Origin of the sequence: Romboutsia lituseburensis DSM 797 (genome assembly GCF_900103615.1) — a bacterium.
Taxonomy (GTDB): domain Bacteria; phylum Bacillota; class Clostridia; order Peptostreptococcales; family Peptostreptococcaceae; genus Romboutsia_F; species Romboutsia_F lituseburensis.
Window position 1 is genome coordinate 119,628 of the sequence record NZ_FNGW01000003.1, and the last position, 26,018, is coordinate 145,645.

General features: G+C 26.1%; 27 protein-coding genes. 22 read left to right on the forward strand and 5 right to left on the reverse strand.

Annotated elements, in window-relative coordinates:
* The first annotated feature begins 1 nt into the window (after position 1).
* On the forward strand, positions 2–2,266 hold the full coding sequence (locus BLP75_RS06385) for a xanthine dehydrogenase family protein molybdopterin-binding subunit (protein WP_092724822.1): 2,265 nt from the start codon (positions 2–4) through the stop codon (positions 2,264–2,266).
* Between the two features lie 31 nt (positions 2,267–2,297).
* Here the strand turns inward: BLP75_RS06385 and BLP75_RS06390 are convergent, their stop codons facing one another.
* The gene (locus BLP75_RS06390) at positions 2,298–3,146 is read right to left on the reverse strand and encodes a DegV family protein (protein ID WP_092724823.1); all 849 of its coding nucleotides are present in this window, start codon (positions 3,144–3,146) and stop codon (positions 2,298–2,300) included.
* 254 nt (positions 3,147–3,400) lie between these two features.
* Here BLP75_RS06390 and BLP75_RS06395 point away from each other — a divergent pair, with 254 nt between their 5' ends.
* The 3 genes from BLP75_RS06395 (at position 3,401) to BLP75_RS06405 (ending at position 6,121) form a co-directional block, all read left to right on the forward strand.
* Positions 3,401–4,099 carry a response regulator transcription factor gene (locus BLP75_RS06395; protein ID WP_092724824.1) on the forward strand — a complete coding sequence of 233 codons (699 nt, stop codon included), beginning with the start codon at positions 3,401–3,403 and terminating at the stop codon, positions 4,097–4,099.
* Position 4,100: 1 nt separating this feature from the next.
* Positions 4,101–5,591 carry a sensor histidine kinase gene (locus tag BLP75_RS06400; protein WP_092724825.1) on the forward strand — a complete coding sequence of 497 codons (1,491 nt, stop codon included), beginning with the start codon at positions 4,101–4,103 and terminating at the stop codon, positions 5,589–5,591.
* Between the two features lie 62 nt (positions 5,592–5,653).
* On the forward strand, positions 5,654–6,121 hold the full coding sequence (locus tag BLP75_RS06405) for a DUF2059 domain-containing protein (protein ID WP_092724826.1): 468 nt from the start codon (positions 5,654–5,656) through the stop codon (positions 6,119–6,121).
* Positions 6,122–6,203: 82 nt separating this feature from the next.
* Here the strand turns inward: BLP75_RS06405 and BLP75_RS06410 are convergent, their stop codons facing one another.
* A complete protein-coding gene (locus tag BLP75_RS06410; protein WP_092724827.1) occupies positions 6,204–7,229 on the reverse strand; it encodes a transcriptional regulator in 1,026 nt (341 codons plus the stop codon).
* A 186-nt stretch (positions 7,230–7,415) separates the two neighbouring features.
* Here BLP75_RS06410 and BLP75_RS06415 point away from each other — a divergent pair, with 186 nt between their 5' ends.
* The 3 genes from BLP75_RS06415 (at position 7,416) to BLP75_RS06425 (ending at position 10,439) form a co-directional block, all read left to right on the forward strand.
* Entirely contained in the window at positions 7,416–8,327 is a 912-nt protein-coding gene (locus BLP75_RS06415; RefSeq protein WP_092724828.1) for a hypothetical protein, read from the forward strand.
* Positions 8,328–8,526: 199 nt separating this feature from the next.
* A complete protein-coding gene (locus BLP75_RS06420; RefSeq protein WP_092724829.1) occupies positions 8,527–10,092 on the forward strand; it encodes a hypothetical protein in 1,566 nt (521 codons plus the stop codon).
* Positions 10,093–10,232: 140 nt separating this feature from the next.
* Positions 10,233–10,439 carry a hypothetical protein gene (locus BLP75_RS06425; protein WP_092724830.1) on the forward strand — a complete coding sequence of 69 codons (207 nt, stop codon included), beginning with the start codon at positions 10,233–10,235 and terminating at the stop codon, positions 10,437–10,439.
* 41 nt (positions 10,440–10,480) lie between these two features.
* Here BLP75_RS06425 and BLP75_RS06430 read toward each other — a convergent pair whose 3' ends face one another.
* Entirely contained in the window at positions 10,481–10,831 is a 351-nt protein-coding gene (locus tag BLP75_RS06430; RefSeq protein WP_092724831.1) for a hypothetical protein, read from the reverse strand.
* Positions 10,832–11,044: 213 nt separating this feature from the next.
* On the opposite strand from BLP75_RS06430, the gene BLP75_RS06435 reads away from it, so the two are divergent.
* Together BLP75_RS06435 and BLP75_RS06440 are read left to right on the forward strand one after the other, a co-directional pair.
* Positions 11,045–12,049 (forward strand): sulfurtransferase, encoded by a 1,005-nt coding sequence (locus tag BLP75_RS06435; protein ID WP_092724832.1) that lies wholly within the window; start codon positions 11,045–11,047, stop codon positions 12,047–12,049.
* A 7-nt stretch (positions 12,050–12,056) separates the two neighbouring features.
* Positions 12,057–12,758, forward strand: coding sequence for a TVP38/TMEM64 family protein (locus BLP75_RS06440; protein WP_242872391.1), 702 nt, complete (start codon positions 12,057–12,059; stop codon positions 12,756–12,758).
* A gap of 40 nt (positions 12,759–12,798) precedes the next feature.
* On the opposite strand, the gene glpT is transcribed toward BLP75_RS06440, so the two are convergent.
* Positions 12,799–14,127 carry a glycerol-3-phosphate transporter gene (gene glpT / locus BLP75_RS06445; protein ID WP_092724833.1) on the reverse strand — a complete coding sequence of 443 codons (1,329 nt, stop codon included), beginning with the start codon at positions 14,125–14,127 and terminating at the stop codon, positions 12,799–12,801.
* Positions 14,128–14,556: 429 nt separating this feature from the next.
* Between glpT and BLP75_RS06450 the strand changes: the two genes are divergently transcribed.
* The 10 genes from BLP75_RS06450 (at position 14,557) to BLP75_RS06495 (ending at position 23,515) form a co-directional block, all read left to right on the forward strand.
* Entirely contained in the window at positions 14,557–15,378 is an 822-nt protein-coding gene (locus tag BLP75_RS06450) for a heterodisulfide reductase-related iron-sulfur binding cluster (protein ID WP_092724834.1), read from the forward strand.
* Positions 15,371–16,024: a TVP38/TMEM64 family protein gene (locus BLP75_RS06455; protein ID WP_092724835.1), complete on the forward strand. Its 654-nt coding sequence runs from the start codon at positions 15,371–15,373 to the stop codon at positions 16,022–16,024. The genes BLP75_RS06450 and BLP75_RS06455 overlap by 8 nt, the downstream gene beginning before the upstream one ends.
* A 13-nt stretch (positions 16,025–16,037) precedes the next feature.
* Positions 16,038–16,622, forward strand: coding sequence for a CDP-alcohol phosphatidyltransferase family protein (locus BLP75_RS06460; RefSeq protein ID WP_092724836.1), 585 nt, complete (start codon positions 16,038–16,040; stop codon positions 16,620–16,622).
* A gap of 310 nt (positions 16,623–16,932) precedes the next feature.
* Positions 16,933–17,436 (forward strand): QueT transporter family protein, encoded by a 504-nt coding sequence (locus tag BLP75_RS06465; protein WP_092724837.1) that lies wholly within the window; start codon positions 16,933–16,935, stop codon positions 17,434–17,436.
* A gap of 28 nt (positions 17,437–17,464) precedes the next feature.
* Positions 17,465–18,208, forward strand: coding sequence for a hypothetical protein (locus tag BLP75_RS06470; protein WP_092724838.1), 744 nt, complete (start codon positions 17,465–17,467; stop codon positions 18,206–18,208).
* A gap of 162 nt (positions 18,209–18,370) precedes the next feature.
* Complete coding sequence (yqeC, locus tag BLP75_RS06475; RefSeq protein WP_092724839.1) at positions 18,371–19,117, forward strand: selenium cofactor biosynthesis protein YqeC; 747 nt, start codon at positions 18,371–18,373, stop codon at positions 19,115–19,117.
* A 26-nt stretch (positions 19,118–19,143) separates the two neighbouring features.
* Positions 19,144–19,719, forward strand: a complete 576-nt coding sequence (mocA, locus tag BLP75_RS06480) for a molybdenum cofactor cytidylyltransferase (protein WP_242872392.1) — start codon at positions 19,144–19,146, stop codon at positions 19,717–19,719.
* A gap of 1 nt (position 19,720) precedes the next feature.
* On the forward strand, positions 19,721–20,740 hold the full coding sequence (locus BLP75_RS06485; protein WP_092724840.1) for a molybdopterin-binding protein: 1,020 nt from the start codon (positions 19,721–19,723) through the stop codon (positions 20,738–20,740).
* 241 nt (positions 20,741–20,981) lie between these two features.
* Positions 20,982–22,607 carry an ABC-F family ATP-binding cassette domain-containing protein gene (locus BLP75_RS06490; RefSeq protein WP_092724841.1) on the forward strand — a complete coding sequence of 542 codons (1,626 nt, stop codon included), beginning with the start codon at positions 20,982–20,984 and terminating at the stop codon, positions 22,605–22,607.
* 350 nt (positions 22,608–22,957) lie between these two features.
* Complete coding sequence (locus BLP75_RS06495) at positions 22,958–23,515, forward strand: hypothetical protein (RefSeq protein WP_092724842.1); 558 nt, start codon at positions 22,958–22,960, stop codon at positions 23,513–23,515.
* 45 nt (positions 23,516–23,560) lie between these two features.
* Here the strand turns inward: BLP75_RS06495 and BLP75_RS06500 are convergent, their stop codons facing one another.
* Positions 23,561–23,818 (reverse strand): hypothetical protein, encoded by a 258-nt coding sequence (locus tag BLP75_RS06500; RefSeq protein ID WP_092724843.1) that lies wholly within the window; start codon positions 23,816–23,818, stop codon positions 23,561–23,563.
* 254 nt (positions 23,819–24,072) lie between these two features.
* Between BLP75_RS06500 and BLP75_RS06505 the strand changes: the two genes are divergently transcribed.
* From BLP75_RS06505 to BLP75_RS06510, 3 genes are all read left to right on the forward strand, one after another.
* A complete protein-coding gene (locus tag BLP75_RS06505; protein ID WP_092724844.1) occupies positions 24,073–24,594 on the forward strand; it encodes a GNAT family N-acetyltransferase in 522 nt (173 codons plus the stop codon).
* A gap of 220 nt (positions 24,595–24,814) precedes the next feature.
* Positions 24,815–24,949 carry a hypothetical protein gene (locus BLP75_RS18495; protein ID WP_258241980.1) on the forward strand — a complete coding sequence of 45 codons (135 nt, stop codon included), beginning with the start codon at positions 24,815–24,817 and terminating at the stop codon, positions 24,947–24,949.
* Between the two features lie 396 nt (positions 24,950–25,345).
* Entirely contained in the window at positions 25,346–25,963 is a 618-nt protein-coding gene (locus BLP75_RS06510; RefSeq protein ID WP_092724845.1) for a YitT family protein, read from the forward strand.
* Positions 25,964–26,018 lie beyond the last annotated feature (55 nt).

Consider the following 26,018-nt stretch of genomic DNA (forward strand, 5'->3'; position numbering starts at 1 on the left):
TATGAACATAGTAGGAAAAAGTATAGCAAAAATAGATGGAATGGCAATTGCTACAGGAAAACCAGTATATACTGATGACTTAGCATCAAAGGATGCTTTGATAGTAAAAATACTTAGAAGTCCTCATGCACATGCTAAAATAAAAAATATAGATATAAAAAGAGCTTTAATGATAGAGGGTGTGGAGTGTGTACTTACTTATAAAGATGTGCCAGATACAAGGTTTACACTTGCAGGACAAAGTTATCCAGAACCATCACCATATGATAGATTAATACTTGAAGATACAGTAAGATATGTTGGAGATGAAGTAGCAATAATTGCTGCTATAGATGAAAAAACAGCCGTTAAAGCAATGAGAATGATAAAAGTTGAATATGAAGTTCTAGAACCTGTACTTGATTTTGAAAAAGCAACAGAATCTAACGTTTTAGTACATGATAATCATAGACATACCAACTTTGATATAGGAATGAATAGAGAAAAGAATATAGTTTCTACTCATAACTATACAAAGGGTGATGTTGATAAAGTTATGAATGACTGTGATATAGTAGTTGAAGAAAGTTATTATACACAGCCTCAACTTCATGGAATGATGGAAACATATAGATCATACAACTACTTAGACCATATGGGAAGATTAGTTGTTGTGAGTTCAACTCAAATACCATTTCATGTAAGGCGTCATTTAAGTAGAGCATTAAATATACCATCAAGTAAAATAAGGGTAATAAAACCAAGAATAGGTGGAGGATTTGGTGGTAAACAAACTGCTTGTGTTGAAATATTCTCGGCTATTGTAACTTTAAAAACAGGCAAACCAGCAAAAATAATATATGATAGAAGAGAGACATTAAACTGCTCAACTAGTAGACATGCTATGAAATTAAATGTAAAAATAGGAGCTACTAAAGAAGGTATAATAAAAGTTATAGATATAGATGCAATATCAGATACAGGTGCATATGGTGAACATGCTTCAACTACATTTGGATTAGTTGGGGAAAAAACTATGCCAATGTATAATAAACTAGAAGCATCTAGGTTTAAAGGTCATGTAGTCTATACAAATAAAATGCCAGCAGGAGCATTTAGGGGATATGGAGCAAGTCAAGGATGTTTTGCTGTAGAATCAACAATAAATGTATTAGCTAGTAAATTAAATATAGATCCAACTGAGATAAGACTTAAAAATATAGTAAAAGAAGGTGAAACTTCATTTGCATATGATAAAACTTTAAACTCAGTAGATTTAGAGAGATGTATTCAAAAGGGTAAAGAATTAATTAAATGGGATGAAAAATATCCTTGCAAAAAATTAGAAAATGGCAAAGTAAGAAGTGTTGGAATGTCACTTACAATGCAAGGATCAGGAATAGCAGGCATAGATACTGCTAGTGCAGAAATTAAATTAAATGATGATGGAAACTACACATTATTAGTAGGATCAACTGACATGGGAACAGGAAGTGATACTATACTTGCTCAAATGGCATGTGAAATACTTGAGACTACTATGGATAAAATAACTGTAATAGCTGCTGATACGGACGTAGTACCATATGACCCAGGATCATATGCTTCTTCAACAACATATGTTACAGGTATGGCAGTAGTAAAAGCTGCTACAGAACTAAGAGAAAAAATAATTAAGGTTGGTGCTGAGAGACTTAATATAGATAAAGAGTATGTTGAATTCGATGGAGAAAGAGTATTTACAGACAGTGAGGATATATCTTTATTTGAAATTGCAGTAGATTTTACAGTAGGGCCTCAGAAAAACCAATTAATAGGATATGCTTCACACGGAAGCCCAGTTTCACCACCACCATTTATAGCAGGATTTGTTGAAACTGAAATAGATGAAGAAACTGGAAAAGTAGAAATAATAGATTATGTAGCAGTAGTAGATTGTGGCACTGTTATAAATAAAAATTTAGCTAGGATACAAGTTGAAGGTGGAATAGTTCAGGGAATAGGTATGGCTATGTTTGAAGAGGTAAGATATACAGACTCTGGGCAAATGGACACAAATACATTTATGCAATATAAAATGCCGGCTAGATGTGATGTAGGTAATATAATAGTAGATTTTGTTGAAACTCATGAGCCAACAGGCCCATTTGGTGCAAAGTCAGTTGGAGAGGTAGTTTTAAATACACCACTTCCAGCAATACAGGAATCTGTGTTTAATGGAACTGGTGTTAGAATAAACACTTTGCCTATAACTCCAGAAAAAATATTTATAGAGATGAATAAATAATAAAAAAGCTACCTAATGATAGGTAGCTCTTTTATTTAGTATAATATGCAATACCTATACTTCCAGGACCTACATGAAGTCCAATAACAGGACCTATAGATTGTATTTTTACAGGTATATTTAGCTTTTCTTCAAGTCTTTTAGCAAGAGCTAATCCTTCTTCTTCACAATTTATATGATGAACTATTACATCTCCAAGGCCATTTTTTTCAATATCTTCAAATACAGCATTAACTATTGTATCTATAGCTTTCTTTCTAGTTCTAACCTTAGTAAAAATAGATGTCTCACCATCCTTAACAGTAAGAATAGGTTTAATTTGAAGTATAGTTCCTAAAAGAGCAGATGCAGAACCTATTCTTCCCCCCTTTTTTAAATAATCTAGTGTTTCCGGTGAAAATAAAAATCTACTATTATTTAATACATAGTTAACTGTATCAACTATATCATTTTTAGATTTCCCATCAGAAGCAGCTTGAGCACCTTTTATAGCTGCAAACCCCATTTGCATACAATTCGTCTTAGAGTCTATTAAAGTTATATCTGCATTTGGATGATTTTCTAAAACCATTTCTTTTATTAAATTAGCGCTAGAAAAAGTACCACTCATACTAGATGATAAAAATATACCTATTATAGAATCTCCATTTTTAACTATAGATTCAAAAGTACGTAACATTTCATCTGGAATAGGCTGAGATGATTTTGGTATTTCATCTATTTTTTCCATTTCTTTATAGAAACATTGATTATCAATATCTAACTCTCTAGTACTTTTATTGTTCATAAATACATTTAATGAAACGATAGAAATATCATATTTGTCAATGTATTCTTGTGGTATATAAGATGTACTATCTGTAACAATTTTTATACCCATACTAAATCTCCTTCCATATGTACAATTTTTTATATAAAACAAAATTGTAAAAATACTTCAATCACAATAAAACATAATACTATTATATACTAAAATCATTGTCAAGTAAAACATGAATGAACTATAATTAAATATACATTTATGGGGTATTTTGTGTATAATTAAATAAATTATATATACTACACAATATGTATTTAAATTTGAATAAAAAAATATTGTTAATATAATTAAATTATATTAAAAGGAGTACTATTATGTTAAATATATTAGTTGCAGAAGATGATTTAAGAATATTACGATTAATATCTGATTTTTTAAAAAATGATAATTATAATGTATACCAAGCTACCAATGGGAAGGAAGCTCTAGATATATTTAAAAAAGAAAAAATTTCATTGGTGATTTTAGATATAATGATGCCTATATATGATGGATGGCATGTATGTAAAGAGATAAGAAAAGAGTCAGATATACCTATATTGATACTAACAGCAAAAGATAGTGACTCAGATGAACTATTTGGATTTGATTCTGGTGCAGATGAGTACATATCTAAGCCATTTAATCCTGTACTTTTATTAGCTAGAGTTAAAAATTTATTAAAAAGAATAGAAGTTCAAAAACAAATTAAAAAAAACTCAGATGAGAAACAAAAAACAAACTTATTAAATTATGAAGATATCTCACTAGATGTGGATAATAAATTAATGATTATTAATAATGAAACTATAGAATTAAAGCCTAAAGAATATGACTTAATAGTTTTATTTATAAAAAATAAAGGTAGACTTTTTGAAAGGGAGAACTTATTAGATATTGTTTGGGGTTATGACTATTTGGGAGACCCTAGAACTTTAGATACACATATAAACAGACTAAGAAATAAGTTAGGTGAAAAATCTTATTTATTAAAAACAGTAAGAGGATTCGGATACAAATTTGGAGGAGAATAAATTGAAATCTATCAAAAACAAGCTTCTAGCTGGAATTCTATTAATAAATTCAATATTGTTAATAGGAATTTTTATATTTAAATTTGGATTTGAAGATTTTTATATAAAACATACAAGCAAACTATTAAATGAATTTGGAAATGAAATCAAAGTTTTGGCAAGCGAAAGCAATGAGGAACAATTAAATGACTATATAAATAAATACGGTGAAAGTAAAAACATAAGTATTGATATATATGATCAATATGATTCGTTGACTTTTACAAATAAATATAGTTCAATGCATGGTCATAGAGGGCCAAATTCTCAAAATAAACCAATAGTTTCAAAGAAGAATCGATGCTCAATAACTCATGAATATAAAATAGGAAAAAATCTATCATCATATATAATGAAAGATAAGTCACAAGGGATTGAATTTTTAGCTACAATAGTCACAAGTGATGATGGTCTTTATTCAATAATATGTAAAACACCAATAAGTGCTATAAAAAACAGTGTCGATATCGCATCAAATTTTTTATTGATGATATTTATACCTATAATTATATTAAGTATATTTATGGCAATATATTTTTCAAATAAATTTACAAAACCAATAATTAAATTAACTAAAATAAGTAATAATATGTCAAATTTAGATTTTAGTGAAAAAGCAGAAATACATACAAAAGATGAAATCGAGGAACTTGGAAACAGTATAAATTATCTATCTTATAAAATAAAAACTACTATGGCTGATTTAAAATTTAAAAATGAAGAACTAGAGATTATGATAGAAAATAAAATTAAACAAGAGAAACTTAAGAGAGAATTTGTATCAAGTGTATCTCATGAGCTTAAAACACCAATAACAGTTATAGGTGGATATGCTCAAGGTCTAAAAAGTAATATAGTAGACAATGAAGAGGATAGAAATTTTTATGTTGATGTTATTTGTGAAGAAAGTGAAAAAATGGGATTAATGGTAAATGATTTACTAGATTTATATAAGTTAGAGTCAAAAACTTTTAATTTAAAAAAAGAAAAGCTAAATATAAATGAGCTAATAAAAAAAGTAGTTAAAAAACAAGAGTTTGTATTAAAAGAAAAAGAAATAGAGATAATGGTTGATATAGATGAAGAATTAAAAAATGCACCTTATGCTATTGGAGACAAAATAAGGATAGAGCAAGTTTTAAATAATTTAATTGATAATGCAATAAATTATGTTACAAATGAAAATAAAATAAAAGTATATACAGAATTAATAGATGAGGATGTATATATATATATTTATAATAGTGGCAATAAGATAAAAGAAGAAGATTTACAGAAAATATGGTATTCATTTGTAAGATTAGATAAAGCAAGAACTTATAATAGTAATCGAATAGGTTTAGGGCTAGCTATAGTAAAAGAAATAATGGAGCTACATGATGGAGAATGTGGAGCTAAAAACACAGATGATGGAGTAGTATTTTGGATAAAATTAAAAAAATTTAATTTGTGACATTAGTGTGACATTTGCCTCCTATAATAAAGTTAAATAAAATATTATTGGAGGTAATAAAAATGAAAAAATCATTAATAGCTTTAAGTGTAGTATCATTATTAGGACTAGGAGCATTTACTGTACAAGCTAATGCAAGCGACCAAAATGCGCCGTCAAACAATAGCATAAAAGAAATTACAGACAACTCTAATAGAGGTAATGGGTCTCAAAAACAAAAAAATAATATGTGTAAAAATTTGACAGAAGAACAACAAAAGCTTATAGAAAAGGGATACAATGAGTTAACTCAAGAAGAAAAAGATATGTATGATAAATATCATCAAAATCATAAAAAAGATTTGAGTGAAGAGGAATTAAACAAATATTATCAAATAGTTGATAAAGTTTATAAGTATATGGATGAAGATTTTAAATCACAAGTTAAAGAAAGAAGAGAACAAAGAAAGCTGCATAGAGAAGAAATGCAAAATAATTTCAACAAAGGAAATAGTCAAGGAAAAGGTAGAGGTAAAAACTCTTGTAAATAATACTATAAGAAAGCTAAGGTTTTATATATAAAATCTTAGCTTTCTTATAGTTTAATTTAAATTTTTAGTATTTTTCATTAAATTAATATACTTCATGTTTAGGTAAAATTGTGTCTATATCAAAATAATCTTTAAAAGTGAATAACGAAGAAAGATTATATTTTTTATCATTTTTTAAGTTAGAGTGGAAGGCATATATTAAAAGTGGATTAGAAGATGCGTAGTTTATTAGCGTAGGTTTATCCCATGTTGTACCAAAATCATGCGACTTACAAGTGTATAAGTTATAATATTCTACCCAGTAAGCATATAATACGGAATCAAATTCAACCAAACTGGGAAATAAACACATAATGTTAGAACTTAGGTAGTTATGATTATAAGTTTCAAAAGAACAATTACTCAGATTTAAAGAAAAATATTTATATATATATTTTCCACTATTATCTTCCGAATATGAAATATGATAAACTCCTTCTTTAGATTGAATAACAGATAAGTAAATCTTATTTTTTTTTGAATTTGTTATCTGAATAGGATTAGACCATTTAAGACTTGTTAAATCAAATGTAGATGTAAATATTTCTTCAGAGTTATTTACAACCTTAAAGTAGAATATAGTAGGTATATCATAATTCCAAGTCGTTATAAAGTTAGTAAGTATATTATGGTCAATGTAATCAATAATATTTTTTTTATATACATTATTTTGTTTATAAATATGAATTAACCTCGTTGATTTATTATTAGAAATTACATAATAAATAATATGATTTGAGTCTATTAAATTTTTTATATATGGAAATTTAATAAAATAATTATAATAGTCATATTTAAGTATTAGAGTATTAATAATGTTATCATTAGTTATATCTATATTAATTAATTTACCTTTTTTATCATTAACTATTCCATATATATTATCATCAAAGTCTACATCAAACCATGCATCAGCAAAAGAAAAATCTCCCTTAATTATGATATCAGAATGTAAAATATTAAGGTTGGAATCTAACCTATTATAAAAAATATGTTTATTAAAATCAAAGATACTTAGTGTTTTATCTGATTTTCTAATAAATATATACGTATCATTAAAAAAAGACATAGCATCCCTCCAAAAAGTACTTATACTAATATTTATATTTTAGAACAGGAGACTTTATACCTTAATTAAATAAAAATAATAAAATAATACCAATAAATAGTAACACGTAGTTACAAATATCCATATATTTTAATTAAGAAGAGAAATACTCTTTTTAAAATTTATTAACAGGAGTGGATATTTGACATGGAAGAAAATAAAACTAATCAAGTAAATAATTGTTGTGAAGAATGTAAGCCAACACCACCAACACCAAAGCCAAATAAGTGCGCAGGCCAATGCTGTGAACCAATTGAACTTAGATGTCCAGTGGATATATCAAATGCTAGATGTATACCTGTATTAACAGAAAGAATATATGATTATGTATGCCTAAAATCAGGTACAATGAAATTAATAAAAGATTTAGTATTTGAAATTAAAAATAAACCTTGCGCAAAATATGGGGCAAATGAAATATGTGTAAAAGATATATTAGTTGAATATGATTTTATAGGCTTAATAAATAGTGATAAGAAACCTCATTTAAAATCATATATAGACAATCAAGAAATAAATTTTGTACCAGATGAGTGTGCCCCTGAGTGTGAATGCTACGGAAAAACACTGTATAATTCTTATAAAAATAAAAAATTTATAGCAACTAATCCTAGTTGTTGCATGGATGGTAAAAAAATAAGAATAGCTCAAATAGGAGTAGAGTTTTATGTATGTAATTTAGTAATAACTGTAACTGGAAAAATAGGATGCGAAGACTTTGAAGCCTGTACACATTATAGTGGACCAATATTAAACATATCGAATGCAGAAACAACACCATTAGATTTTATAGGTAAAGTATGCTTACCATCAAATCAAAAATGTGTAAATATGAAATTGAACTTTGATGGATGTATAGGTGTTGACTGTGTATCTCCTCAAGAAAAATTTAACCCAGATAAAGAAACTAACCCAAATAGAGAATTTAAAGCAGACGTATTTTCTTCACTTTTAGTAACAGAAAAAGTTTATGCTATAGTTAAAGAAGAATTAGTTGTATATACAGCTCCAGGAAGAATACCATGTAATGATGAAACTATAAAACCAAGCGGATGCTAATAGCTTAATTAAACATTAAAATATATAAGACCTGTTTAACAAAATAGGTCTTATATATTTTTAATTGAAACTGTATATTAGCAAAAATAAAATATTTAAATAAATATTTATGTAATAAGGTAATATTTTAGAACATAAATATAAATAAATACTTATCATTATGTTTATATTTATTTAATTAATAAGGAGGTATTAAAACTTGGAAAAATATGAAAATAAGTCTATAGTAGATATATTTATAAAAATAGATGATATTATTACAAAATTATCAAATAGGTATTGCTTTTCTGTATATATAGAGATTAGTACAGCAGATGGATCTGTAACGACTATAGAATTGTTAAGTAATGAAAAAAATGAAATAGATATTAGCAATAATATTATAATGTATAAAAATATAGCAATATCTTTAAATGATATAGTTAAAATAAACATAATAGCAGATGAACCAATAAGAGATAAAATCATGTCTGAATTAATAAACATAGATATATATAACTCTAAACACTTGTATACTCCTAGTTACCAAAGAAGAAGTGGAAAACGATCAAGGGATAAAGCTATTGAAGATTATATTTATGAAAATATAGAAAATATAGAATGTATAAGATTAAATCGACATGAAAATAATGAAAAAAACAATATTTTGATTGAAAATAGTGACCTATCTTTAAATATACATAAAACTGAAGTTTTAAAAGATTTAAAAGTATCAACAAAAAATAGTAAGGTGGTTAACTCAATTGACACATATGATCAAGATGTAGTAACAGGAATTAGCCTTGAAAAGGTAAATGTTTTAACAGATAAAGCGAAAGAGGTTGAGGTAGCAGGGCCTATTGAAACAAAACCGTTAAATGTGGTTACTAATATAAATATAGAGGATCAAGAGATCTTGATAAATAAATATAGTACAAAGGCAGTAAAAAATATTACGGCAAATGAATGTGATGTGATTTCGGATGTAGATACAACATATGCACATGATGTAATAGGAAATGTAAACTATAATGATCAAATAATTAATCCCAAAAGTATTGATATATTCTGTATAGAGCCTATAAATAAACATGTTGATAAAGAAGATATAAATTCAAAACCATTAAGATTAGACCCTACAGGAGAACTATATATAGGTGTTGTATTAGATGATGGAACATTTGAACCATTGCAAATATCTAAAAAAACATTAAAAATATTAGATAGTGAAGTTGAAAATTTATTAGGTAATATACAAGTTGAAAATAATATAAGTAAAGTTGTAAAAGACATAAATACATCTAAAGAAACATCTATAAAAACATTAGATTTAGAATATGCAAATAATTTGGTAGAGTGTAGATCTGAAAATATAAAAAATATAAAGGATATAATAGATATAAAAAATGAACAAGTAAATAATATTACAAATGTAGGGGATATAGTAAATGTTGTAAGTAAAGAAACCTTAGAAGAAATAAGTAATATAGTAAATACAAAAAATGAGTCAATTAAACAAATAAATCATATAAGTATTGGTTCAGCAATACATTCATTAAGTGTAGAAAATGATTTTTATAATGTAATAGAAGATGCTAGTTTAGATAAGCCAAGTGCATGTTTAAGAAAAGATATTGAAAATGCATTTGAAGATGATGATAGTGTATCTAAAGAAAATATAAAAGGAAATATAGAATATGTAGGCAATGGGATAATGATAGTAGATAATAAAGATTCTTGTATATTAATTTATCCAACATCAAAAATAAGCTCAGTAAATAGATAGATTAAAAAAGGCTATGAAAGAATAATCATAGCTTTTTTTTATTTACTTTATAAAAAATTCATATGAAAATTTTTACAAGAATTTTAAACTGCATTAGTGAAATAATAAATATAGAAATAAAACCAAAAGGATGTGGCAACATGACTCATAAAAAAGTACCTAATAATCAAAAGATGGATCATTATAAAAAAGAAAAATTAGAAGTTGCTGAAGAATTAGGAATAAATGGATGCAACAATACTGAAGTCAATGCAGAGATAGCATCTCAAGGAGATCCAAAGTTTAGTAATAAAACTATGACTAAGCATAGAAATTTAAAAAATGATCAAAAGAATGCTAAAGAATAAATAAAATAAAGGCTGTAGTTTAAATTTAAAAACTATAGCCTTTATTTTTTACAATTTTTCTTGATTTTTTTTATGTATTTTTTTTTAACTTTACGTAAATTTTTATTATCATTGTCTTTAAATCCTCTATCGAACACATCCTCAATTTGCCCTGATAAGTATCCTTCATCTTCAAATTTAGCTTTACAAGCAATTCTAGTTTCAGAAGCTAAAGAAATTTCTTCTCCTAAAGAAATTAAAAAGGAACCTAATATACCTAAATCTTCATCATTTTCAATTTCTTGAGAAATTATAGCCGCAAATATAGTAACGAGTATAAGATATTGATTAGCTAAATTATTACAGTGATTATTAATATCGAAATCTCTATAAGTATAATTAGTTTTAGGCATAATACCTCCATAAAAAAGTAGTACTATTTTATTATATGAACTAACTAAATAAACGTTACATAGTTACTTTAAAAAAATACAATAGATTAAATCTATAATTCGTTGCATTTATATATAAAAAAACTATAATAATTAATATTAATAAATTTTACAATAAAAATATGTTAAAATATCCAGGTTAAGATCGAAAAAAATTATGGAGGAATAATACATATGAAGTATAATAAACGTTTAGCAATAATAATATCAGTTATGATGATAGGAAGTGTATTTGTAGGATGTTCAAATCAAAAAAATGAGCAAGAAAAAAAATCAGAAAGTACAAAAGTAGAACAAAATATACAATTAACAACTAAAGAGGATTATACATACGAAAATAATGATTACTTTACAAGTATATCTTGGTTAGAAAAAAATATTAAAGACAATAAAAATTTAGTTATAATAGACGGAAGAAGTGATAAGGATTATAATAATGGTCATATACCAGGAGCAGTAAATGTACAGTGGCAAGCGTTGGCTAATATGGTTGGAAAAGCTGGAGATAAAGATTGGGGTAATTTAATAGATGAAGAGTTAATTTTATATAAAGTTTTAGCTCCACTAGATATACCGAAGAATAGTCAAGTAGTAGTATATGCTAATAAAGGTGGCTGGGGTGAAGATGGAAGAATTGTTTGGTGTCTACAAAGAGCTGGCATAGACGCAAGAATGTTAAATGGTGGATTCGATTTATGGCAAAAAGAAAATAAAGAAATAAGTAAAGATTCAAAAATACAAAACTCAGAAAATGATTCAAATAAAGAATATATAAAATTAGAAGATATAAAAATAAATAATAATGTTAATATAACTACAGATGAACTTAAAAAAGAAATTAAAGATGTAAAAATAATAGATACTAGAGAAGAAGATGAATATAAAGGTGCTACTAAGTTTGGAGAGGCAAGAGGAGGCCATTTACCAGGAAGTATAAATATAGCATTTAACAAATTATACAATGAAGATGGCACTATAAAGTCAAATGACGAGATAGATAAAATAATGAAAGAAAATAAAATTGAAAAAACTGATAAGATAGTTACGTACTGTACATCAGGAATAAGATCAGCTCATATGGCGCTTGCATTGAAAAATGCAGGATATGATAATGTTAGAAACTATGATTCTTCATATTATGAATGGGCGGCAGATAAAAATAATGAAGTAGTTAAATAAGTTTGGAGTGAGGAAAATAGAAAATAAGAAAAAATTATTAATAAAGCTATCAGCAATACTAATTGTATTAGGTATATACTTATTTGTTCCAACAGTAAAGCAAAATGTAAATCAGATGATATTTTATTTAAGTATGGTTAATTTAGATGCGATAAAAGAATATATTTTATCATTTGGAATATGGGCTCCTATAATATCATTTTTACTGATGTTACTTCAATCAGTTGCAGCTCCACTTCCAGCTTTTTTAATAACATTTGCTAACGCAGCGTTATTTGGATGGGTTTATGGAGCAATTTTATCTTGGACTAGTGCAATGGCAGGAGCAGCACTTTGCTTTTATATTGCTAAGTTTTTAGGAAGAGATGTTGTAGAAAAGCTAACGAGTAAGTATGCTTTAGAGAATGTGGATAATTTCTTTGAAAGATATGGAAAACATACTATATTAATAGCAAGGCTTTTACCGTTCATGTCATTTGACCTTGTGAGTTATGCAGCTGGACTTACTTCTATGAGTTTCATGTCATTTTTCATAGCAACAGGAATAGGACAACTACCTGCTACTATTATTTACTCATATGTTGGTGGCATGCTTACAGGATCTGCAAAGATAGTTATGATGGGAATTATGATATTATTTGCTTTAAGCATATTGGCCTTTATGATTAAAAAAATATATAATGAAAAAAATAATAAAACTATAAATTAAAAATAAAAAATGAATTGGCTTTTGCCAATTCATTTTTTATTTAAGCATTTGCTCTTTCTTTTATATTATGAGTGTTCCATGTAAATGACAAGAAGAATATAGCTAATACAGACGAAATGATTAATAATATAAATCCACCATCCCAACTGAATCTATCAACTATAATACCCATTAACATTTCAGCTAAAACTTGACCACCCATATATCCAAATAAACCAGTAAATCCAGCAGCAGTTCCAGCAGCTTTCTTAGGCACTAAATCAAGTGCACTTACACCTATTAACATAACAGGTCCATAAATTAAAGCACCTATTGATGCTAAAGCACAGTTGATAGCAATTGGACTTGAACTTTTCCAGTATATGAATGTAGCTATAGTAACACCAATCATACAAATTATACCTATAGGAGCACGTCTACCATGGAATATGTGATCACTTATCCATCCAACTAGTATAGTACCTGGTATAGCTGCATATTCAAACAATGCGAATGCAACAGATGAATCTTTTGGGTTGAAGTTTTTAACTTCTTGTAAATAAGTAGGAACCCAGTTTATAACTCCATATCTAACTAAATATACAAAAACGTTTGCAAGAGCTATACACCATAAGAACTTATTGTTTAAGACATACTTAAATAATATTTCTTTTGCTGTAAGTTCAGATTCAGCATCTTCAACTTCTACATCATATTCAGGATAGTCATTTTTATACTCTTCAATAGGTGGTAATCCAACTGATTGTGGAGTATCTCTTGCAAATGCTATGTAAATAATACCACCAATTATAGCTATAATACCAGGTAGGTAAAAAGCACCTTTCCAAGTTCCAAATAAAGATACACCTACTAATACAACAGTAGCAATGAAACCTCCACCTATATTATGAGCAGTATTCCAAATTGACATCTTTACACCACGTTCACTATCAGAGAACCAGTGAGTCATTATTCTACCGCAAGGAGGCCATCCCATTCCTTGGAACCATCCATTAAGTAACATTAAAATAAACATAAAGGTAATATTCGTAGCATTTGGTAGGAATAAGTTTGTTACTCCTGATAATATAAGACCAATAGCTAAGAAGTATCTTGGATTAGATCTATCAGAAACGTTTCCCATTACGAATTTACTAATTCCGTATGAAAGTCCTAATGCAGATGCAACAAATCCAATTTGAGTTTTGCTAAATCCTTGTTCTAGAAGGTAAACTTTAGACAATGCAAAGTTGCTTCTAACAAAGTAATAAATAAGATAACCAACATAAATACTGATAAACATTTGAATACGATACCTTTTATAAGCAGCAGGTATTTTTTCTTCAGATAACCTTTCAACAGAAGGTGCTGGCTTTAGAAAATTAAACATTTAATATTTCCCCCCTTTTTTGCACAAAAAAGTCAAGCCTATACTAGAAATAATAACTATATAAAGTTACTTCTAGTTATGTGCTTGACTCCTATTCTCTATTGCACTTTTATTAAATTAAGTTTAAAAGTTCTTCTCAAAATGAATGTACCACACTATTTTTATTATTTCAATACAATAAGTAATATTTATATAATTTTGACTATTTAGAAAATTTAAGATCTAAATAATATTCTCAAGTTTTTTTATAAAATAGAAAAAAACTATACGTATAAATGTAAATATATATAAAAACTATAATACAAAAAACTGTGTTTTTTAGGTTTTTTATTTAAAATATGTTAAAATATCAAGATTAAGATTAGGAATTTTTAATTTTAAATAAATATTTAATTTTAAAAATAATTATAGATTAGAAAGGAGAATATTATGGGAAAATTATCGTTTAAGTTTCACCAAGTAAATAGTAATAATAAAATTTTTAAAAAAACATTTTTAACTCACGATAGCCATGTTGTATTTATGCCAGGATGTAGCTTAAGTGGATACAGACAAGATATTATTATAAAAATATATGAGTATTTAAAAAAACATATAGATGATTTAGGGATTAGTTTATCATGCTGTTACAAGCCAAGTATTATGATAAAAGATTATGATTCTTTTAACAAATATTATAAAACTTTAGATAATATGCTAAAGGATAATAATATAAAAGAAGTTATAACAGCCTGCCCTAATTGTTATAAAACTATAAAAGAAAATTCTAAAAATATAAAGGTAACCTTTTTATTAGAAGTTATAAAAGAAAAAGGTATTGATAAAGAATTACTCAATAACTATATAGATATAGAGCAAATTTTTACAATACAAGATTCTTGTGCAATAAGAGGTAATGAGTCTATATATGAAAGTTGTAGATTTATATTAGATCAATTAGGAATTAAATATATAGAATTTGAAAAAAACAAAACAAAATCAAACTGCTGTGGATCTATATTTGTAGATGATAAAAAAAGATTAGAGCAGATAAAAAGAAGATGTGAACAAACTGATTGTGATAATATAATATCTTATTGTGAAACATGTGCTAAATCTATGTTAGAAGGTGGGAAAAATTCTATTCATATACTAGACTTATTATTTAATGAAGAGGTTATAAATAAAAAAATGTTCACTCAAAAAAAAATATCAAGTTTTAAAACTTGGGAAAATAGATATAAAATAAATAATAGGAGAAATTATGAATAAAAATTTGAAGAAAGCACTATTACTAATTACAGTTATATTTTTTATATTTATATCATCTAAAATTATAAAAAACAATATTGATATATATACAATTAGAGATTATATAAACTCTTTTAAAATATTTGCGCCAATAGTATATATTGTAATGTTTGCGATCGTTCCTTTAACATTTTTCCCAGATTCTATATTAGCCATATCATCAGGTCTTATTTTCGGATTTTATAAAGGATATATATATACTACAATAGGTGCTTTGTTAGGAGGAAGTATTGCATTTTTTCTAGCAAGATATATAGGATATGATTTGCTAAAGAAAATTTCTAATGATAAGTTGTCAAAGATAGAGAAATTAATAAACGCAAATGGATTTTATATAATATTTTTATTAAGATTAATTCCGCTTTTTCCATTTGATATAATAAGCTATGGAGCAGGACTTACTAGTGTAGACTATAAACAATTTTTATTAGCTACATTACTTGGAACAATACCTGGAATTGCAGTATTTACTAATATAGGGGCGAGTGCTTTGGATATAAGTGGTACAAGTTTTTATATATCAATAGCTATGCTTATATTACTTTTTGCAATATCAATATTACTTAAAAAGAAATTTTTAAATAATAAATTAAAAGAAATCGATTAAGAAAGGATTTATTATGTTAGATACACATGCAAGAAAATATGTTAATCCATTTATAGAAAAAGGAGCAAATTTTTTTATTAAACTAAAATTAAGTGCGGATAGTGTAACTATATTAGCTTTATTGCTTGGAATATTTGCATCCATATTATTATATTTTGATCAAAATATAATCGCAGTATTAATTCTTTGGTTATCAGGATATTTAGATGCTGTTGACGGATCAATAGCAAGAAAAACTAACTCATCATCTAGCTTTGGGACAGTACTTGATATAACTAGTGATAGAATAGTTGAAATAGGAATAATAGTTGTAACAGGAATAAAATTTGTAGATGTAAGGTTTAATTTAATGATTCTGTTAAGTTGTATTTTATTATCTATGGTAATATTTTTAACTGTAGGAGCAGTAAGCGAGAAAAGTGGAATAAAGTCATTTTACTATCAAGCAGGAGTTGCTGAAAGAAGTGAAGGATTTATAATGTTTTCAATAATGATGTTAAGCAAAACTTACTTAGGTATAGTTATTAATATATTTGCATTTATTATACTTATAACAGCACTACAAAGAATGATTGAAGCAAGAAAGATTTTAAAATAGATAATATTTATATAAAAAAGTTTGAATTTAAATATATTATGGTATATAATACTTAGGTAAACTTAATAAGACAGTTCGGAAGCCTCCTGTCTATAAATAAAACTACGGTAAAAAAAGCATTTAAACAATGTATAATTTTTGTGCAAAAAACCGTAGATAAAAACTACGGTTTTATTTTGTTTAAAGGTGTAGCTTTTAAAGTGAATTGTATCTTACTATAAGGACATAATTAAATATATAACTTTAAAAGATAAAAAATAAATTTTCCTAGTTAGAAAGGCTACAAAATAATCAATATTAGGAGAAAAATATGAGAGAAAAAACTAAAAAAATGGTAAGATTAGCTGTTGTTGCAGCTTTATATGCATCACTAACAATAGCATTAGGTGCAATAAGTTATGGACCAATACAATTTAGAATTGCAGAAGTAATGAACTTGCTTCCTTTAATAGGTGGTGAATATATAATTGCTTTAACAATAGGTTGTTTTCTTGCTAACTTATTTGGAGGCCTAGGAGTGCCTGATATAGTGTTTGGGACACTTGCAACACTTATAAGTGCATATTTAGTATACTTTACAGGAAAGACGATGAAAGATAAGCCTGGATATATATTAATAGCATCATTGTGGCCAACAATAGTAAATGCTATAATAATAGGAGGAGTTGTACTATATGGATTCTTTGGATTACCATTAATTCTTTCTATATCACAAGTAGGATTTGGTCAATTCGTAGTAATAACTATAATAGGCGTTCCTTTATTCAAAGTATTTAATAATAAATATTTAAAATTGCTAAAAAATATATCTTAATATTTTATGTAATTAGTAAGGAGTAAAAATGAACGAAATCGAAAAAATAGAAAGTGCTAAAATGATAGGTATAGGTGAAGATGGTATAAAAATATTAGATTCTATATCAGATAAAATAGTACATAATATGGATTTAGAAAAGATAACTGTTAATCAAGATGTTGATAAGGACTATGTCAGAGAACTATTAGATGGAGTAGATGTATTATTTTTAACATATAATAGTGAAGATAAAAAGTCATTACAAATAGTTAATGCTATAGGTTATATGGCAGATGAAAGAAGAGTGTTAAGTGTTGGGCTAGACTCTGCTAAAAAAGAAAATAAAGATGATGTGAATTTAAATAGAGAGTTCAAAATAAATGATGAAAACACAGATACATTATTAAATGTTATGAATATGCTATTAGATTCTATATCAGATTTTTGTATGATAAATATAGATTTAAGTGATCTTAAAGAAACTTTATGTGCGGAAAAAGGTATAAAATATTCTTGTGGAGAATTTGCTAAAAGTGTAAATAATGATGAAATAGTTAATTCACTATTAGAAAATACTATAGAATCAGGTGAAGAGTTTGTTGGTAAAAAACAAGTAATACTTGTAGAAATGGATTCTAACTATTGTGAAGAAGAAAAGATGTTAATAATATTAAATGACTTATTAATGAAAATTCAAGACAGTAATAAAGAATCTTATGAAACTATATTCTCATTATACATCAGAGAGAAGTCTCAAGAAAAAATAAAAATAGGATTAGTTTGTAACTAATATAAAAAACCTTAAAAAAATGATATAATTTTTTTAAGGTTTTTTTATTACCTTTTTAGAATAGATTGAGTATTTAGCTTTATTTTAATATCATTAGTTAAAATAAAACTACAAATTAAAATGAACATAGTTAATAAATTATAATAAAAAAGAGTGAAAAATATGAATAATGATATAGCGAAAATTTTCAATATAAAAAAGAAAGATATTATAACTGTAATAGGAGCAGGGGGTAAAACATCTTTTATAAATTATATATCTAAAGAGTTAAGATATGAATGTTCTGTATTATTAACAACAACAACTAAAATTTACATGCCAAATAAAGATTTGTATGATAGAATCTGTCTTTTACAAAATGTAAATAATAGTGATATTTATGAAAATAAAAATGGAGTTACAGTAATCGGAAAATATATAAATAATGAAAATAAAATTATCGGACTTGATTTTAATGAATTGAAAGGTTTAGATCAAACATTTGATTTACTACTTATTGAAGGCGATGGATCTAAAAGAAAAAAGCTTAAAGGCTGGAATGAAAATGAGCCAGTAGTCTATAATAAAACTACTAAGACTATTGGAATCTTAGATATAACATCATATAATATGGAAATAAGCGATGAAAATATACATAGATTAAAAAAATTTAAGTATTTAATAGATATTAAAAACATAAATGATAAATACATCAATTTAGATATGTTATATCAAATGATTTTGAATAAAAATGGATTGTTTAAAAATGCTATTGGAGATAAAATATTATTTATAAATAAAGTTGAAAATAAATACTATGAAGATTTAAGTATTCAACTGGCAAAAAAGATAACAAAACAAAATAAAGATATAAAAATATGTTATGGGAGTATAAAATTAGAAGTATTTAAAATTTTTAAAGACTATTAATAGCATGATATATAAAGGAGAATCTATTGATAAATAATAAAATAACAGCCATTATAATGGCATCTGGATTATCTACTAGAATGGGCGCTAATAAGTTATTGTTAAATTACAAGAATGAACCTATAATACAATATGTATTTGAAGCTGTTAAAAATTGCTTATTTCATGAGGTAATTGTCATAAGTCAATATGATGAAATAAAAAAGATTAGCGAAAATTATAAATTCAAATATGTGCATAATAAAAAATCTGATATAGGTCAGAGTGAATCTATAAAACTAGGAATTTTAAATAGCAAGCCTTGTGACGGATACATGTTTTTTGTTGGAGATCAGCCTTTGATAGACGAAATATACATAAAGAATATGATTTTTGATTTCTATAAAAATCTAGATTATATAATAATTCCTAAATGTAAAAACAAAACTGGAAATCCTGTAATATTTCCTTTTTCTAAAAAAGAAGAATTATTAAAATTAAAAAATGATGAGAAGGGTAAAAAAATAATAAATAAAACTTCTAATATAAAATATATAGAAGTTCCAGAAAGTATGTTATTTGATATAGACACGAAAGAAGACTACAAAAAATTAGAGGTGTAAAATGAAGAAAATAAAGACAGTAGATGCTATCGGACATATATTATGTCATGACATTACAAGAATAGCACCAGGGAAATTTAAAGGAAGAGCTTTTAAAAAAGGGCATGTAGTAAAAGAAGAAGATATAGAAGTTTTATTATCTATGGGAAAAGATAACTTATATGTATGGGAAAAAATTGATGGCCTTGTTCATGAAAATGATGCAGCAGTTGTTTTAAAAGACTTAACAGCTGGAGAAAATTTAGAATTTAGTGAAATTAAAGAAGGTAAGATAGACTTCATAGCAAATACAGATGGACTATTAAAAGTAGATGTTGATGCATTATTAAATTTAAATTTAATAGATGATATAGTGCTATCTACTTTACATAATAATTTCGTAGTTAAGAAAGGACTAAAAGTTGCAGGAACAAGAGTCATACCTTTACTTATTGATGAACAAAAATTAATAGAAGCTAAAGAAGTTGTAAAAAATAAAAAAATAGTAGATGTAATTAAATTCAAACCAAAAAAAGTAGCAATAGTAACAACTGGCAATGAGATCTATCATAAAAGAATAGTAGATAAATTTGGACCAGTTATAAAAGAAAAAGTTGAAAAGTTTGGATGCCAAGTTATAGGGCAAGCAATATGTTCTGATGATAAAGCAATGATAAAAAATGCTATAAATGATTTTATAAATCAAGGGGCAGAACTTATATGTTGTACAGGTGGAATGAGCGTTGATCCAGATGATGTTACTCCAACTGCTATAAAGGAAAGTGGAGCAGAAATAGTTACATATGGAGCACCAATACTTCCAGGTGCTATGTTTTTACTTGCATATAATAAAGATATACCAATAATGGGTATACCTGGATGTGCAATGTACAATAAAACAACAGTTTTTGATGTCATATTACCGAGAGTATTAATAGATGAGAAATTAACAAAACTAGATATAGTAAAATATGGTCATGGTGGACTTTGTATGAGTTGTGAAGTATGTACTTATCCGTCTTGTAATTTTGCAAAAATATAAATTATAAGTATATAAAAATAGAACAAAAACATTTATATAATAAAAATAAATAGAACTTATTTATAAATGAGAATTAGCAAAAAAATAACAATTATTATAATGTACGAAACTTTAAAAATAGTTATACAAAAGGCTTAGAAATAACTGTTTACTTAGTTGACTAAAATAAATATTTGTTATATTATAAATAATGTTGTATAATAGAAAATTAATTTAGATACGAAGAAAGGAAAATACACGAATGTTACAAGTTACAAATGTTGGACTTAGATTTGGTGATAAAGAGTTATTCAAAGATGTTAACTTAAAATTCACTAAAGGTAATTGTTACGGGATAATAGGAGCTAATGGTGCAGGGAAATCTACTTTCCTAAAAATATTAGCTGGTGATATAGAAGCAAATACAGGAAGTGTTTCAATAACAGAAAAGGAAAGAATGTCAGTTCTTAGACAGGATCACTTCAAATACGAAGAAAATACTGTATTAGATGTAGTTATAATGGGTCACGAAAGACTTTACTCTATAATGAAAGAAAAAGATGCATTATACATGAAAGAGGATTTCTCAGAAGAAGATGGTATAAAAGCTGCTGAACTTGAAGGTGAGTTTGCTGAACTTGACGGATGGGATGCAGAAACTAATGCAGAAAGATTATTAATGGGTCTTGGAATACCTAAAGAATTACATTATAAGCAAATGAAAGAATTAGTTGGTGGAGAAAAGGTAAAAGTGTTATTAGCTCAAGCATTATTTGGTAAGCCTGAAATACTAATAATGGATGAACCTACAAACCACTTAGACTTCCAATCTATAAACTGGTTAAATGAGTTTATAATGGGTCTAGAAGATTCTATCGTAATAGTTGTATCGCATGATAGACATTTCTTAAATCAAATATGTACAAATATAGTTGACGTTGACTTTGGTAAGATACAAATGTACGTAGGTAACTACGATTTCTGGTATGAATCAAGTCAATTAGCTTTACAATTAGCTAAAGATCAAAACAAAAAAGCTGAAGAAAAAATAGCTCAATTAAAAGAGTTCATTGCAAGATTCAGTTCAAATGCATCTAAAGCAAAGCAAGCTACATCTAGAAAGAAACAATTAGATAAGATAGAACTAGATGAAATACAACCATCAAGAAGAAGATATCCATATGTTGGATTTACCCCTGAAAGAGAAATCGGTAATGAAGTTTTAGAAGTTGAAGGATTAACTAAAACTATAGATGGTGTTAAAGTTTTAGATAATGTATCTTTCAGATTAGATAAAGAAGATAAAGTAGCGTTTATGGGTGATGAAATAGCTATAACTACTTTATTCAACATAATAATGGGAGAAGATACAGCAGATGAAGGTACTTTCAAATGGGGAGTAACTACATCTCAATCATATCTTCCTAAAAATCATAACCAATACTTCGATGGAATAGAATATTCATTAGTTGACTGGTTAAGACAATACTCAGAAGAAAAGAGTGAAAGTTTTATAAGAGGATTCCTAGGTAGAATGTTATTCTCTGGGGAAGAAGCTTTAAAGCAATCTCAAGTTTTATCTGGGGGAGAAAAAGTTAGATGTATGTTATCTAAGTTAATGTTATCAAATGCTAACGTTTTAGTTTTAGATGACCCAACTAACCACTTAGACTTAGAAAGTATAACATCAGTAAACAAAGGTTTAGAAAAGTTCCCAGGAGTATTAATATTTAACTCTCATGACCACGAGATGATACAAACTCTTGCAAATAGAATAATAGAAATAACTCCAAATGGAATAATGGATAGAAAAACTACTCTTGATGAGTATTTAGAAAATAAGGATATACAAGCTCAATTAAAAGAAATGTACAAAGATGCAAAGTAATTTTAGTGAGATAATTCTTAAAAGCACCTACTTAATATAGTAGGTGCTTTTTAAGTAACATTAGAATTCACCTTGTATACAAAGTATATAGAATTATTATTGAACAACATATATTTGGGTATTATATACATGAATATCATTATAAGGGTATTTTTTATAATATAAGTACAAAATAAAATAGTAAATTAACAAGTTTTAAATACTATACAAAAAAGTATTTTTTTATTATAATAATATAAAACAATACTATTTAAGAATAAAATGATTTTTTTTAATAAGAGTATCATTTTTATAGGTAATATTAATACATATTAATAAGTAGAAATTTTTATTAAGGAGATTAAGTGGTAATGAAAAGAATAGACATTGCGAGTAAAACAATAACTCTTTTAACAGCTTTAAGTGTTGTATATGCTGCCTTAGAGTCTAACATATTGTTTATAGCCCCTATAATAACTTTAGCTATACCATATACATTTATGAAAGAAAAAGGACTAGAACACTATTCTCAAAATAAGAGAATATTAAATAATTTATTCTTATTTAATATACTTAGTTTTATGATAGTATCAATGATATCTAATCATATGAATCAAACAGTATTTGATATAGTTGTAAATATGGTAGTGAGTTACGCTTATTTCAAAGTAATATGGGCAATAGAAAATAAGCAAATAAAAGTATATAAAAACCCTGAATTATTATGTGAAAAGTTAGAAGATAAAATTCAAGTGTTAGAAGCTATGAAAGAAAAGTTAGAAAATGATATGGAAAGTATAGACAATGAAAAGGCTAAAACATCTTTAGAGACTAAATTAATGGCGTTGAATCAGAAAATATTACAAGATAAAAGTCAGCTAGAAATAATTAAGATGAAAATAGAAACTCAAAAAGATGATGTAAAATAATAAAAAGACTTTAGAAGTTAAACAACTTCTAAAGTCTTTTTATTATTACTTAAGATTATTTTTTATTATAGTATCTATAACAGTATCTAAAGTTAAATTTGATGTATTAATATTTTCTAACTCAACTATGTAATCTTCAAATTCGACTTCGACATAAGAGCTATGCTCGTTATTATCGTTTATATAATCTATGATTTTAAAATCGATTATTTCATCTTGGAAATATTCCTTTAATTCTTGATACTCCTCAGGATCAATATTTGATGCTTTAGATTTATTGCACTTGCAATTTGGGCATGACATACTAATCAACTCCTTGCTTTATATACTTATTATATTTTAACTTTTAGGTTATGCTTTGTAAAGAATAACATTTTATATTATACCCATTATTTTAATAAAAAGACTTAGAAAATTTAAATAAATCTAAGGTATATGATTGAATACAAAAGACAGAATTAGTTTCAAAACAAGAACAAAATAGTATATAATATATAATAATTAGAAAATTAAAATAATTAATAGTTAAGTATATTCTTAGAAGAAAGGGCATTTGAATGGAGATTAAATTTATAGAAATAAATGAAAATGACTTTGAAGATTTTGAATTAATAGCACATTGGGATAATCAAAGTGATATAAAATACCTTATTAGACCAAATTTTACAAAGGGTGAAATGGATGATATAAAAGTAGACAGTATAATAAATGGATTTAAATCAAATGGCAATAAAAAAATATATATAATATCTTGTGATAATAAAAAGATTGGGTACATTAGTATAGATATGGATTTTTTTGGGTTATACAAAAAAGAAAAAAATAGTGTGTGGATTGGTATATGTATAGGGGAATCCGAATATAGAGGCAGAGGGATAGCAAAAAAAGCTATGGGATATATAGAAGAAATTAGTAAGAATTTAAACCAAAACCGAATTGAATTAGGTGTATTTGGATACAATGAAAAAGCAATTGAATTATATAAAAAAATGGGATATGAAAAAATAGGAGAACATGAAAAAATTGTGTACTATAATGGTACATGGCATAGTGATATAAGAATGGAAAAATACATATAGATAAAAATACATCGTTTATACGATGTATTTTTTTTAAAATTAGTAATTTAAATTTGAAATTTTCTGTCAAGAAAAGGCTATTTTTCAATGAAAACGATAGTAAATAAAGCTTAATTATTGATAAAAATTAAACTTATAAAAAGTTGATAAAAAACATTGACTACATACAGTATATTGTATACAATATATTTATCAAAAGAAAAAGGGAGAGAAAAAGAAGATGATATTTTTAAACAAATTAGCAAAAACAATGAAAGAAATAACAAGTTATATATTAGTAAATGAGAGAATTAACAGCCAAAGATGTGTGGCGAAAGATATAGATACAACTAGAACTATCATAGATAGTAAATAGTGCCCCTAAAAACTCCAAGATGTAAATATAAAAAAAGCATTATTTTTAAATAATGCTTTTTTTATATTTGAAATATTTTACAGACTATTACAAAACTTCAAAAAATAACATTTACAATAGGATAGTATTTCTAAACAAATAAAAAAGTTATATGAACAAAGATTTATGTATACTAAATTAAAATAGTAGCTAATATAAACTTTAATAAAATAATAAAATGTGTAACTATTGAAAATACTGGCTTTTAAATAAATTTTAGTTTTTCATAAAAAAAATATAAAAAAACTATTGAAATTTAAAAATAAAAATTGTATAATTTAAGATTAAAAAATTCCAGTATACAAAGGCTAATTGGTGTAATATAATGAAGTAAACCAAGAAAAAGGAAGGGATATTATGGCCAGGCGGCGATTTTTAGAAAGCTTAGGAAAGATTTTATTAGGATCTTTTATATTAGCTTTTGGATTTTACAATTTTTATTATTTAAACAACATAACTGAAGGTGGAGTGTTAGGACTTTTACTACTGTTAAAGAATGTATTTAATATAGAGCCTTCTATAGCGAATATCATTATCGATGGAGCACTTCTATTAATAGGGTATAAATTCTTCGGAAAAAAATTCTTTATTTACTCTGTGATAGCATCAGTAAGTTTCTCATTTTTATATGAATGCTTTGAGTATATAGGTCCAATAATACCTCAAATACACAGTATGCTATTAGCAACAATACTAGCAGGTATAAGTGTAGGATTAGGAGTGGGTCTTATAGTAAAGGCAGGAGCAGCAGCAGGAGGAGACGATGCTTTAGCATTAGTGATTGCTAAGACTACATCTTTAAATATAGGTATTGTATATCTATTAGGTGATGTTGTAGTATTGATTTTATCACTTACGTATTTATCATTATTTGATATATTCTACTCGTTAATTGCAGTTACAATAAGTGGTAAAGTTATAGATTTAATATATTATCATAATAATAATTCACAAAAGATTACTGAAAATATATAGTAAGTTAATAATGTAGTATATATTTCAATAATATATAAGGAATAGTATATCTTAA